Annotated in this window: 12 protein-coding genes; 11 read left to right on the forward strand and 1 reads right to left on the reverse strand. The window is 73.1% G+C overall.

The window, feature by feature from the left end; translation table 11 throughout:
• The 11 genes from WEB03_RS01795 to WEB03_RS01845 form a co-directional block, all read left to right on the forward strand.
• Window positions 1-444 (forward strand): peptide deformylase (locus WEB03_RS01795; RefSeq protein ID WP_368069259.1); only part of this gene is annotated, 444 nt, incomplete at its 5' end.
• A gap of 1 nt (window position 445) precedes the next feature.
• The gene (gene fmt / locus WEB03_RS01800; RefSeq protein ID WP_368069260.1) at window positions 446-1,387 is read left to right on the forward strand and encodes a methionyl-tRNA formyltransferase; all 942 of its coding nucleotides are present in this window, start codon (window positions 446-448) and stop codon (window positions 1,385-1,387) included.
• The gene (locus tag WEB03_RS01805; protein WP_368069261.1) at window positions 1,384-2,700 is read left to right on the forward strand and encodes a transcription antitermination factor NusB; all 1,317 of its coding nucleotides are present in this window, start codon (window positions 1,384-1,386) and stop codon (window positions 2,698-2,700) included. Before fmt ends, WEB03_RS01805 begins: the two co-directional genes overlap by 4 nt.
• Before the next feature lie 38 nt (window positions 2,701-2,738).
• Entirely contained in the window at window positions 2,739-3,419 is a 681-nt protein-coding gene (gene rpe / locus WEB03_RS01810) for a ribulose-phosphate 3-epimerase (protein WP_368069262.1), read from the forward strand.
• Window positions 3,416-4,408, forward strand: coding sequence for a response regulator (locus WEB03_RS01815; RefSeq protein WP_368069263.1), 993 nt, complete (start codon window positions 3,416-3,418; stop codon window positions 4,406-4,408). Before rpe ends, WEB03_RS01815 begins: the two co-directional genes overlap by 4 nt.
• A gap of 161 nt (window positions 4,409-4,569) precedes the next feature.
• Window positions 4,570-5,697, forward strand: coding sequence for a bifunctional diaminohydroxyphosphoribosylaminopyrimidine deaminase/5-amino-6-(5-phosphoribosylamino)uracil reductase RibD (gene ribD / locus WEB03_RS01820; RefSeq protein ID WP_368069264.1), 1,128 nt, complete (start codon window positions 4,570-4,572; stop codon window positions 5,695-5,697).
• The gene (locus WEB03_RS01825; RefSeq protein WP_368069265.1) at window positions 5,697-6,350 is read left to right on the forward strand and encodes a riboflavin synthase; all 654 of its coding nucleotides are present in this window, start codon (window positions 5,697-5,699) and stop codon (window positions 6,348-6,350) included. Before ribD ends, WEB03_RS01825 begins: the two co-directional genes overlap by 1 nt.
• Before the next feature lie 73 nt (window positions 6,351-6,423).
• Entirely contained in the window at window positions 6,424-7,851 is a 1,428-nt protein-coding gene (locus tag WEB03_RS01830) for a bifunctional 3,4-dihydroxy-2-butanone-4-phosphate synthase/GTP cyclohydrolase II (RefSeq protein WP_368069266.1), read from the forward strand.
• Window positions 7,848-8,345, forward strand: a complete 498-nt coding sequence (ribH, locus tag WEB03_RS01835; protein WP_368069267.1) for a 6,7-dimethyl-8-ribityllumazine synthase — start codon at window positions 7,848-7,850, stop codon at window positions 8,343-8,345. Before WEB03_RS01830 ends, ribH begins: the two co-directional genes overlap by 4 nt.
• 29 nt (window positions 8,346-8,374) lie before the next feature.
• A complete protein-coding gene (locus WEB03_RS01840; RefSeq protein ID WP_368069268.1) occupies window positions 8,375-10,591 on the forward strand; it encodes a UvrD-helicase domain-containing protein in 2,217 nt (738 codons plus the stop codon).
• A 151-nt stretch (window positions 10,592-10,742) separates the two neighbouring features.
• Entirely contained in the window at window positions 10,743-11,741 is a 999-nt protein-coding gene (locus tag WEB03_RS01845) for a transglycosylase family protein (RefSeq protein ID WP_368069269.1), read from the forward strand.
• A 3-nt stretch (window positions 11,742-11,744) separates the two neighbouring features.
• Here the strand turns inward: WEB03_RS01845 and hisG are convergent, their stop codons facing one another.
• Window positions 11,745-12,590, reverse strand: a complete 846-nt coding sequence (gene hisG / locus WEB03_RS01850) for an ATP phosphoribosyltransferase (RefSeq protein WP_368069297.1) — start codon at window positions 12,588-12,590, stop codon at window positions 11,745-11,747.
• Between the last annotated feature and the right edge of the window lie 50 nt (window positions 12,591-12,640).

Here is a 12,640-nt window from a genome sequence, read left to right on the forward strand (position 1 = left end):
GGGGTGGGCCCCGGGGGGGTGGGCCCCGGAGGGATCATCGGCGGCGCCGTCGTCAACCCGGTGCTCCTCGACAGCTCCGAGGAGCTCCAGGAGGGCGACGAGGGCTGCCTGTCGTTCCCCGGCCTGTTCTACCCCGTCGACCGGCCGCTGCGCGTCGAGGTCGCCCACCAGGACCTCCACGGTGACGACCACACGGTGCAGCTCGAGGGCTTCCTCGCCCGGATCTTCCTGCACGAGATGGACCACCTCAACGGCATCCTGTTCATCGACCACCTCGCCGAGCACGATCGCAAGGCGGCGATGAAGGTCATGCGCGAACAGCGGCTCGCCGAGCAGGGCCAGGCCCCGTCGGCCCCGGTCGCTGGCGGCCTGCTGCTCGGGTCGAGCGGTGTGCGCGGTCGCGGCGACGGTGCCGTCCGGCTCGACCGACCGCGGGGGAGCTGACGTGCGCATCCTCTTCCTCGGCACGCCCGACGTGGCCGTGCCGGCCCTCGATGCTCTCGTGGCTGCCGACGACGTCGAGGTCGTCGCGGTGGTGACCAACCCCGACCGGCCCAAGGGTCGCTCGAAGCAGCCCGTGCCACCGCCGGTGAAGGTGGCGGCCGAACGCCACGGCCTGCCGGTCTGGCAGCCGGTCAAGGCCCGCGAGATCGTCGACGACCTCGCAGCGCTCGACGTCGACGCCTGCGCGATCGTCGCCTACGGCGCCCTCCTGCCGCGGTCCGTCCTGGACGTGGGTGGGCGTGGTTTCGTGAACCTGCACTTCTCGTTGTTGCCGCGGTGGCGTGGGGCCGCACCGGTCCAGCACGCCATCCGGGCCGGCGACGAGGTCACGGGCGTCACCTGTTTCGTGCTCGACGAGGGCATGGACACCGGACCCGTCCTGGCCACCGCCGAGGAGCCGATCCGCCCCGACGACACCTCCGGCAGCCTGCTCGACCGCCTGGCGGACGTCGGCGCGCCGGTGCTCCTCGATGCGCTCCGACGGCTCGTCGCGGGGGAGCAGCCCGTGCCGCAGCCGACCGACGGTTCGACGCTGGCGCCGAAGGTCAACCCGCAGGATGCCGTCATCGACTGGTCCGCGGCCGCGGGCACGGTCACCGACCTCGTGCGGAGCGCCGACCCGGCACCGGGCGCGCACACGACCTTCCGCGACAAGCGTCTGAAGATCTGGCGCACCACCCCCGTCGACGAGGTCGCGGGTGAGCCGGTCCCGTCCGGCGCTCCGGGTGAGGTCGTCGCGGTCACCAAGCGGGCCGCCGTCGTCGCCTGCGGAGGTGGCGCCGTGCAGCTCGACGTGGTGCAGCCCGAGGGCAAGGGTCGGGTCGACGCCGCCGCCTTCGTCAACGGCCAGCGTCCCGAGCTCGGCGAACGGCTCGGTGCGTGAGCGACGGTCTGCCCGCCAGGCGTGCGGCGCTCGCCGCGCTCCGGGCGGTCGACGAGGACGGAGCCTGGTCCAACACCGCCGTCCCCGCCGCGGTCGGTGACCTCACCCAGGCCCGCGACCGCAGCCTCGCCAGCCACCTCGCCTACGACACGTTGCGCTTCGAAGGCACGCTCGACTGGCTCCTCGGTCACGTGCTCACCCGACCGGTCGAGGACGTCGAACCGTCGCTGCGGCGGATCCTGCGACTGGGCGCCCTCCAGCTGCTGCGGACCGAGGTCCCCGCACACGCCGCCGTGGCCACGAGCGTCACGCTCGCCGGCGAAGCGGTCCCGAAGGGCCGAGCCAAGGGCGCGAGCGGCTTCGTCAACGGCGTCCTCCGGGCGCTCGAACGCCAGTTCCGCGGTACCGGTCCGCCGTGGCCCGACGCCGCGACCGATCCGGTCGATCACCTCGCACGCACCACCGCCCACCCCACCTGGGTCGTCCGCGACCTGCTCGAGCGGTTCGGTCGTGATCGCACGGAGTCGATCCTGCTCGCCGACGATGCGCCCCCGGGGTTGACCCTGCGCGCGACCGGCGACCGCGACGCCCTGATCGCCGAGCTCACCGAGGCGGGCGTGACCGCGACCCCGGGCGCTGCTCCCGCCGCGGTGCGTGCGCCCGGCGCCGATCCGCGCCGGCTCCCCGCCCTCGCGGAGGGCCGTGCCGTCCCCCAGGACGAGGCCTCGCAGCGGGTCGTGCTCGCCGCGGGCGTCACCCCGGGGGACCGGGTGCTCGACCTGTGCGCCGGCCCCGGTGGCAAGACGACCTACCTCGCCACCGAGGTGGGACCGGACGGTCCACCCGTGACGGCGATCGATCTGCACCCGCACCGCGCGGAGATGATCTGCGGTGCGGCGCGACGACAGGGTCTGACCGTCGACGTCCGCGTCGGCGACGCGCAGGATCCGCCGATCGCCGCCGACGACCGGTTCGACGTCGTGCTGCTCGACGCACCGTGCACGGGCCTCGGCGTCGGGCGCCGACGCCCCGAGGTCCGTTGGCGTCGCACGCCCGACGACGCCCGTGACCTCGCCGAGCTCCAGGCGCGGCTGCTTCGCGCTGCAGCCGACCGGGTCGCACCGGGCGGCCGGCTGGTCTACGCGGTGTGCACCTGGACCGGGGCCGAGACCGTCGAGGTGGCCGACGCGTTCGACCGGGACCGGCCCGATCTGGTCGCCGGAGCGCGCGAACAGCTGTTGCCCGACCACGACGACACCGATGGCATGTTCATCGCGGTGTGGGATCGCCCGGGTTCGGATACCGGGCAGTAGGCTCCGGCCCCGAACGCGTCCCAGGGGAGGACCTGACGGTGCACGATCTGGTGGTGTCACCGTCGATCCTGTCGGCCGATTTCGCCCGGCTGGGCGACGAGGTGGCGGACGTCGCACCGTCGGTGCCGTGGCTGCACGTGGACGTCATGGACGGGCACTACGTCCCGAACCTGACCATCGGCCAACCGGTGGTGAAGTCGCTCCGAGCGGTGACGGACCGGTTCCTCGACTGCCACCTGATGATCAGCGACCCGCGCACCTACGCGCCGCAGTTCATCGCGCTCGGGGCGGAGTCGGTCACCTTCCACCCGGAGGTCGACGACGATCCGCTGTCGATCGTCCACGAGCTCCACGAGCGTGGTGCCCACGTCGGCGTGGCGCTGAAGCCGAAGCTGCCGCTGTCCCTGGTCGAGGAGCTGCTGCCCCACGTCGACATGCTGCTGGTCATGACCGTCGAGCCCGGGTTCGGCGGCCAGGCGTTCATGACCGAGGTCCTACCGAAGATCGCCGAGGCCGACGACTGGCGCCGCGCGAACGATGCCAGCTTCCGCATCGAGGTCGACGGCGGGATCACCGTCGACACCGTCGCTGGGACGGTGGCGGCGGGCGCGGACACCCTGGTGGCCGGTTCCGCGGTGTTCGACCGCGACGACCGCAGCGCGGCCGTCCGTGCGCTGCTCGATGCCGCCATCGCGGCTCGGCCGACGGCGGGCCGGTGACGTCCGCGCGGGTGCTCATCGTCGACGATGACGAGGACATCCGTGCCTACCTCGAGGTCACCCTCACGCTGAACGGCTTCGAGGTGATCGAGGCCGTCGACGGTGTCGACGGTCTCGAACGTGCGCGTCGCAGCGAACCCGACCTGGTCCTGCTCGACGTGATGATGCCGAGGATGGACGGGCTCGAGGCGCTGCGGCACCTGCGTGAGGATGCCCGCACGGCCCACCTGCCGGTCGTCCTGCTCACCGCCCGCGGTCAGGCAGCCGACACCGTCGAAGGTCTCGACGCGGGCGCGGACAGCTACCTGACCAAGCCGTTCGACGCCGAGGTGCTGCTCGCCCACGTCCGGGCGGCGTTGCGGCGTGCGCAGCAGCAGAGCGCCCGCAACCCGCTCACCGGTCTGCCGGGCAACGAACGCATCCTGACCGAGCTCACCGAACGGCTCGAACGGGGCGACGACCTGGTCCTGCTGTACGTCGACATCGACTCCTTCAAACCGTTCAACGACCACTACGGCTTCCTGCGCGGTGATGAGGCCATCCGTGCGACCGCCGGGGTGCTCCAGTCGGTGGCTGCCGAGCTCGGTGACGAGCACACCTTCATCGGCCACGTCGGTGGTGACGACTTCGTGGTGGTCGTCCCGAGCGACCGAGCCGATGACGTCGCTCTCGCCACCTGTGACCGGTTCGACGCGCTCGCACCCACCTTCTACGACCCGGTCGACCGGCTCGCTGGCGGCATCGAGGTCGCCGACCGGCGGGGCGTCCTGCAGCGGTACGGCGTCCTGTCGCTGTCGATCGGCGCCGCTGCGAGCGCCGCCGGCGATCTCGTGCACCCCGGGGAGATGGTCGAGGTCGCCACGGAGATGAAGCGGTTCGCCAAGTCGCGCCAGGACGCCGGTTCGGCCTACGCGATCGACCGCCGGCGTGAGCGTGGGTCGGGCGTCGACCTCGCGGTCGATCTGCCGCTGGGATCCGGGCCCTCCTGAGGTGTCCCGCCCGACGGCGCCGTCCCGGACGCGAGCCGCTCCCCGGTAGGCTCCCTCCGCGCCTCTCCGGGGTGGATCTGCCGTCCCGCTGGGCCCGTCGTTCGCGGCCGTGACGCCGCGCCCGGCCCCTGCGCGCCCGACCGAGCCGCCCGAGGACGTCCGTGACCGCCACCGCGACGCCGACCGTGGACGCCACCGAACGCGTCCACCTCGCGCGTGCCGTCGCGATCGCGGGTCGTGCCCGCGGCACGACCTCCCCGAACCCCGCCGTCGGGTGCGTGCTGGTCCGTGATGGCGACGAGGTGGGCCAGGGGTGGACGGGCCCACCCGGAGCTCCACACGCCGAGGTGGCGGCGCTCACCGCCGCTGGTGGCGCTGCGGACGGTGCGACCGCCCTGGTCACCCTCGAGCCGTGCGCCCACCACGGCCGGACACCGCCCTGCACCGGCGCGTTGCTGGCGGCGGGCGTGCGCCGCGTCGTGGTCGCCCACCCCGACCCGAACCCGCAGGCTGCCGGGGGCGCCGAGGTCCTCCGCGCCAACGGTGTCGAGGTGTGTTTCGCGCCGCCGGTGTTCCGCGCATGGGTCGCGGGTGACCTCGAGGGTTTCCTGACCCGCGTCCGCACCGGTCGGCCCCACGTGACCCTCAAGCTCGCGCAGACCGTCGACGGTCACCTCGCCGCACCCGATCCCGAGCAGCGGTGGATCACGGGTCCCCTCGCACGCCGTGCGGTCCACCGGTGGCGCGCCACGGTGGACGCCGTCCTCGTCGGCAGCGGCACGGTGCTGGCCGACGACCCCGGCCTCGACGTGCGCGACGCCGCCCTGGGCGACCGACCGCAACCGAGGCCCGTCGTCCTCGACGGGCGGCTCCAGACCCCGCCCGACGCGCGGGTGGTCACCCGCGGGGCCCTCGTCATCACCCGCCCCGATGCCGACGAGGACGCCCGCCGGGCGCTGACCGCAGCGGGAGCCGAGGTCATTGATGTCGCCGTCACCGACGGCGGCGCGCTCGACCTCGATGCCGCCCTCCGGTCGCTGGCCGACCACGGCATCAACACCGTCCTGGCCGAACCCGGGGAGGTGCTCGGATCGGCGCTGCTCGCCGCGGGCCTGGTCGACCGGTTGGTCCGTCACGTGGCCGTCGGGATCGGGACCGGCACCCCCCGTCCGGCCCTCGACGGGGACACGACCGGGTGGGTCACCACGCGGTCCGGGGGCGCGGGCGACGACCTGATCTGGGAGCGCGTCCCCGCCGACCGGCTCCCCGCCGTGCAGGAGGTCGCCTGATGTTCACCGGCATCGTCGAGGAGATCGGCCGCGTCCGCACCTTCGTCGCCGAGGGTGACGGGGCCGCCGCGTCGGCACGCCTGCACGTCACCTGCTCACGGGTCGTCGAGGACGTCGCCATCGGTGACTCCATCGCGGTCGACGGCTGCTGCCTGACGGTGACCGAGTTCGACGACGCGGGGTTCACCGCGGACCTCATGGCTGAGACGTTGCGGGCGACCTCGCTCGGCGGTCTGCGCACCGGCGATCCCGTGAACCTCGAACGCGCGATGCGTACGGACGCTCGGTTCGGTGGCCACCTCGTGCAGGGGCACGTCGATGCCGTCGGCGAGGTGGTCGCCCGCGACGACCAGCCGGGGACGGTCTTGCTGACGATCGCCGCCCCCGCCGAGGTCGCGCGCTACCTGGTGCCGAAGGGGTCGGTCACCGTCACCGGGGTGAGCCTCACCGTCGTCGACGTCGAGCGGACGACCGCCGGACGTGCCACCTTCCGGGTCGGGTTGATCCCGCACACCCTCGAGGTGACCACGCTCGGGGTGCGCACCGCGGGGGACCGCGTCAACCTCGAAGCCGACGTCGTCGCCAAGCACGTCGAGCACCTGCTCGCCGGCGGCGCACCGTCCCCGTACGTCCCGCAGCAGCAGGCACCGTGAGCGCCGCCGATCGGAGAGTGCACCTGCTCGCCGGCGGCGCCCCATCCCCGTACGTCCCGCACCAGGAGGCACCGTGAGCCGCTTCGCCAGCATCGACGAGGCCGTCGCCGTGATCGCGGCCGGCGGCATGGTCGTGGTCGTGGACGACGAGGACCGTGAGAACGAGGGTGACCTCGTCATGGCGGCCGACGCCGCGACACCCGAGGCGATCGGGTTCATCGTGCGCCACTCGTCGGGGGTGGTCTGCGCACCGCTGCTCGGCGAGGACCTCGATCGCCTCGAGATCCCGATGATGGTGATCCACAACGAGGACCCGAAGGGGACCGCGTACACCGTGACGGTCGACGCCGTGGAGGGCACCTCGACGGGGATCTCGGCCGGGGATCGGGCGCGGACGCTGCAGGTGTTGGCCGACGCCGATTCGGTTCCGAGCGACGTGTCGCGGCCCGGCCACGTCTTCCCCTTGCGCTACCACCCCGGTGGGGTGCTGCGCCGGCCCGGGCACACCGAGGCGTCGGTCGACCTCGCGCGGCTGGCTGGTCGTCGCCCCGCTGCGGTGATCTGCGAGGTCGTCAACGACGACGGATCGATGGCACGGCTGCCCGATCTGGAGCGTTTCTGCGCCGAGCACGACCTGCTGCTGGTCACCATCGCAGACCTGATCGCCTACCGACGCGAGCACGAGAGCGCCCAGGTCGAGCGGATCGCGGTCGCCAAGCTGCCGACGCCGTACGGCGCGTGGCGCATGATCGGCTACCGCGCCGCGTTCGACGGTTCGGAATCCATCGCGCTGCTCCACGGCGAGCCCGAGGGCAAGAGCGACGTGCTCGTCCGCATGCACTCCGAGTGCCTCACCGGTGACGTGTTCCGGTCGCTGCGTTGCGACTGCGGTCCCCAGCTCGACCTCGCCATGGCCCGCATCGCCGACGAGGGCGAGGGCGTCATCGTCTACCTGCGGGGACACGAGGGTCGCGGGATCGGCCTGCTCCACAAGCTGCAGGCCTACGAGCTCCAGGACGCCGGCGTGGACACCGTCGACGCGAACCTCCAGCTGGGGTTCCCCGCCGACGCTCGCGACTACGGCACCGGGGCCATGATCCTGGCCGACCTCGGCCTGTCGACGTTGCGCCTGCTGACCAACAACCCCGAGAAGCGCGCGGCGCTCGGCGGGTTCGGCCTGTCGGTCACCGACCGGATCCCCGTCGAGGTCGTTCCGAACGCGGACAACGCCGCGTACCTGGCCACGAAGGTGGCCCGGATGGGGCACGTGATGTCGGGTGAGGTCGAGGCGGTCTCGACCGGCGTCGGTGACATCGCCGGGCAACGCTCGACCGCGCCCCGGCGGGTCAGCAAGCCCAGCCCTCGGGGGAGCGCGATGGCGCCGCCACCCGACGACGATGCGGCACCGGACACGCTGGTGCGCGAGGATGCAGCGCCCGTCGGGGCCGCGGCCGCGCGGCCCGACGCTCCCCGCACCACCGAACGAGAGGACCAGCCGTGAGCTCCCACGCCCGGACCCCGGATGCGGACGACGTCCGCGTCCACACCGGCACCCTCGACGCCGCGGGTCTGCGCGTCGGCATCGTCGCTGCTCGGTTCAACGAGACCGTCGTCCAGCAGCTGGTGGACGGCGCGGTCGACGCGCTGCTGCGGCACAAGGCGATGGCGTCCGACATCCAGGTCGCGTGGGTCCCCGGGGCGTTCGAGTTGCCGGTCGTCCTCGAGAGGTTCGCCGCGTCCGGTGAGGTCGACGCGCTCGTGGCCCTCGGGTGCGTGGTCCGGGGCGCCACCCCGCACTTCGACTACGTGGCGGGGGAGTGCGCGTCCGGCGCGTCGGCGGTGTCCCGCGCGCACGGCATCCCGGTCGCGTTCGGTGTCCTGACGACCGACACCTGGGAGCAGGCGGTGGAGCGGGCCGGCGGCAAGCTTGGCAACAAGGGCGCCGATTCCGCGCTGGCGGCGGTCGAGACCGCACGGTTGCTCCAGGGGCTGTGAACCCGGCCGATCCCGAGCCTGGTGCCGACGTGGGGGAGCGTGAACCCGCGCCGGGTGCCAAGCGGGCCGCGATCGCCGAGGAGCAGACGCACCTCGACCTCGTCCACGACCGGGTCGAGACCCTGCGCCAGCGTGCCGAGGCACGCCGTGTCGCGGCCAACCGCGAGCCGGGCAGCGGCACCTTCCAGGCCGTCTTCGAGCGGGACGTCACCGCCCACCACCACGCCGTCCGCGCCGCCCGCTTGACCTTCGGTGACATCGAGTCCCTCGCGTTCGGCCGGCTCGACCTGACCGACGGTGACACGCTCCACGTCGGACGCGTCTCGGTCATCGACGAAACCGGCGACGTGCTGCTCGTCGATTGGCGAGCACCGGCGGCCGGTGCGTTCTACCGGGCGACGCCGGCACGCCCCCACGGTGTCGTCCGCCGGCGCACGCTGTCGACCCGCGGCCGCCGCGTCCACGACCTCGACGACGAGGTGCTCGACGCCGACGCCGCGGACCGCCTCGACATCACGGCCGTCACGGGCCAGGGGGCCCTGCTCGCGGCGCTGTCGCGCGTGCGGACCGGCCACCTCGGCGACATCGTGGCGACGATCCAGGCCGACCAGGACCGCATCATCCGAGCGCCGGCGACGGGGACGCTCGTGGTCGCCGGTGGTCCCGGCACGGGCAAGACCGTCGTCGCCCTCCACCGGGTGGCCTACCTGCTGTACGAGGACCGTGAACGGTTCGAAGGCCGAGGCGTGTTGGTCGTCGGCCCCTCGGCCGCCTTCACCGAGCACACCTCACGCGTCCTGCCCTCGCTGGGCGAGGACCGCGCGGTGCAGCGATCGCTCGGTGGCTTCGCGCCACCGGGTGCCGTGGTGGCCGGTTGGGACCGCCCGGAGGTCGCCGCAGTCAAGGGAGATCTGACCATGGCCGCCGTCTGCCGGCGGCTGGTGCAGCAGGCCCCGCCGCCGCTACCCCCGGACACGCGGGTGACCTTCGAGGCCACGACCGCCCGCGTCGACGCACGGACGCTCACGACGGTCCGTCGACGTCTACTCGAGGGCGTGCGCGCGGACCGGGCGGGCGCGAGCTACCACGGGCGGGCGCACGCGGCTGAGGACTCGCTGCGCGCCGCCCTCTGGAAGGCGTGGCGGTCGGCCCACCGTGCGGCTGGCGGCCGACCGCCCGAGGAACGCCGCGGGTCGGGTTTCGACGCCGCGATCGAGGACGCTGCCGGCGTGACGATGCTGAGACGCTGCTGGTGGCCGGTGCTCGACCCCGTCGAGGTCCTCGGGCGGCTGGCCGGTGGCGAGGTCGACGTCCGTTCGGTGGCAGGTGACCTCGTCGGTGCCGACCAGCGTGCGCTGCTCGTGGAAGCCTGGGCCGGGGCGGCCGCCTGGACCACCGACGACGTCGCGTTGCTCGACGAGGTCGCGGCGCTGCTCGGCCCGCCGCCGGCGAGACGCGAACGACCAGCGGAACGCGACGACGGGGGCATCCGTCTCACCAGCGACCGGCTCCGGGTCGAGGTCGAGATCGCCGATGTCGCGGCACCGGGGTACCGCGACTTCGCTCACGTCGTGGTCGACGAAGCCCAGGACCTCAGCCCGATGCAGTGGCGCACGGTGGCCCGCCGCGGCCCCTACGCGTCGTGGACGGTGGTCGGAGACCTCGCCCAGCGCAGCCGCGTGGCCGAGCCTGCGACCTGGGCAGCCATCGCCGAGCTGATCGGACGCCGCGACGTGCAGGTGACCCGCCTGTCGGTCAACTACCGCACCCCCTCCGAGATCGTCGACGTCGCCCGTGAGGTCCTCGCAGCGGCGGGTCACGACCCGGCTGCGGTGCCGACGGCGGTCCGCAGCGCCGGCCGGCGACCCCGGTTGCAGCGGGGTGAGGACCTGCCGGCGTTGGCCGCCGCGGCGGTGGTCGACCTCCTCGCCCGCCACGAGGGGATGGTCGCGGTGATCGGGCCCGACGAGGACCTCGCCGCGCTCCAGGCCGCCGTCGAGGGGGCGGTGCCGGATGTCGCGGAGCGCACGGAACGGGTGCGGGTGCACGACCCGCGCACGGTCAAGGGCCTCGAGTTCGACGACGTGATCGTGGTCGCGCCGGACGCGATCGCATCGTCGTCGAGCGTCGGCCTCCACCAGCTGTACGTCGCTGTGACGCGTGCCACGCGCTCCCTGACGGTGATCGCGTCCCCGGACGCCGCGGTCCCGGGGGCCGATCTGTTCACCGCGCAACCAACGGGCTGACCCGCGGGCCTCATCCACACGGACACTGTCCGTTGACTTGCCCATCCGTGCACGGCCGGTCACCTTCTCCAGCGCCGCCCCGTGAGCCGTCCGGGTGCCGCCCTCCCAGCCCGCGTGATGCGGGCGTCCCTTCACCCCAGGAGATCGCTCCGTGCTGCTCCGCCACGCCCGCAGGTCGCTGCTCGTCCTGCTCGCGGCCCTCCTCGCGCTCACCCTCCCGATGTCCCAGGGGCAAGCCGCTGCGACGGGCTTCGCCGACACCGACGGCACCACCTACGAGCCGGCCGTCACCGCGCTGTCCCTCAACGACATCACCCAGGGTTGCAGCGACGACGCCTACTGCCCCAGCGACCTGCTCCGCCGCGACCAGCTCGCCACCTTCCTGGTCCGAGCGCTGGAGCTCGAGCCATCCGAGACCGTCACCTTCTCCGACCTCACCGAGAACTCGCACGCGTCGCAGATCGAGACCCTCGCCGACGCGGGCGTGGTCCGGGGATGCACGCCGACCGAGTACTGCCCGGCGACCGCCATCACCCGGGGCCAGCTCGCCTCGATGATCGACGCAGCGCTCGACCTGCCTGCGACCGAGGAGCGTTTCTTCCTCGACGGCGGCACGACCCACGGGCCCGCGATCGAGCGCCTGGCCGCGGCGGGTATCACGGCGGGCTGCGGTACACGAGCCACCCACTTCTGCACCAACGCACCGATCACGCGGGGCCAGTCGGCGATCTTCCTCGCCCGCGCGCTCGGGTACGTCCCGACCGTGACGCCGGTCACGCTCGCCGAGCGTGAGGTGCAGCAGGCCGAGATCGACCGCCTCGCCGAGCAGCGCCGCCTCGAGGAGGAGGCCCGCCGCAAGGCCGAGGAGGAAGCCGCAGCGAAGGCTGCTGCCGAGACGGCTGCTGCGGACCGGCTGCGCATCTGGGAGGACCTGGCCCGCTGCGAGTCGGGCGGCAACTGGTCGATCAACACCGGCAACGGCTACTACGGCGGGCTGCAGTTCAACCTCTCGTCGTGGAAGTGGGTCGGCGGGAGCGGTTACCCGCACCACGCCACGAAGACCGAACAGATCGAGCGCGCCGAGATCCTCCTGTCCCGCCAGGGCTGGGGCGCCTGGCCGGCGTGCTCCACCAAGCTCAGCTACCGCTGATCGTTACAGCCGGCACGCCAGGATGTCGGTGACCAGGATCCCGCGGGCGCCGATGGCCCACAGCTCGTCCATCACGCGGTTGGTGCCCTTGCGCTCGACCATGGCCCGTACCGCGACCCAGCCCTGGTCGTGCAACGGGCTGACGGTGGGGGACTCGATGCCGGGGGTGAGGGGCAGGGCCGCGTCGACGTGCTCGACGCGGACGTCGTAGTCGATCATCACGTAGCGACGGGCGATGATCACGCCGTTGATGCGGCGAACCAGCTGCTCGACCTGCGGGTCGTCGGGTGCCCCGGTACGCCGGATCAGCACCGCCTCGCTGCGCAGGATCGGGTCACCGACGACCTCGAGGCCCGCCTGGCGCAGGGTCGTGCCGGTCGAGACCACGTCAGCGATCACGTCCGCGACGCCGAGCCGGACGGCGGTCTCGACCGCGCCATCGAGCCGCACCACCTCCGCGTCGATGCCACGCTCCGCCAGATCGCGACGGACGATGCCCGCGTACGACGTCGCGACACGCTTGCCGGCGAAGGCCTCGACGCTGCTGACCGATCCCGCGACCGCGGCGTAGCGGAACGTCGATCCGCCGAAGCCGAGCGCGAGCACCTCCTCGGCGTCGGTCTCGGAGTCGAGCAGCAGGTCGCGACCGGTCAGGCCGAGGTCGATGCGCCCCGAGCCCACGTAGGTGGCGATGTCCCGTGGCCGCAGGAAGAAGAACTCCACGTCGTGGTCGGGGTCCACGAGCACGAGCTCGCGGCTGTCGCGTCGTTGGCGGTAGCCCGCCTCGACGAGCAGCTCTGAGGCGGCCTCGGACAGGGTGCCCTTGTTTGGGATGGCGACGCGCAACATCAACGGGCCTTCGTGGTGGTCGCTCGCGGTCGAGCGCGAACGTGTCGCTC

Origin of the sequence: Nitriliruptor sp. (genome assembly GCF_040882075.1) — a bacterium.
In the GTDB taxonomy this organism is placed as follows: domain Bacteria; phylum Actinomycetota; class Nitriliruptoria; order Nitriliruptorales; family Nitriliruptoraceae; genus Nitriliruptor.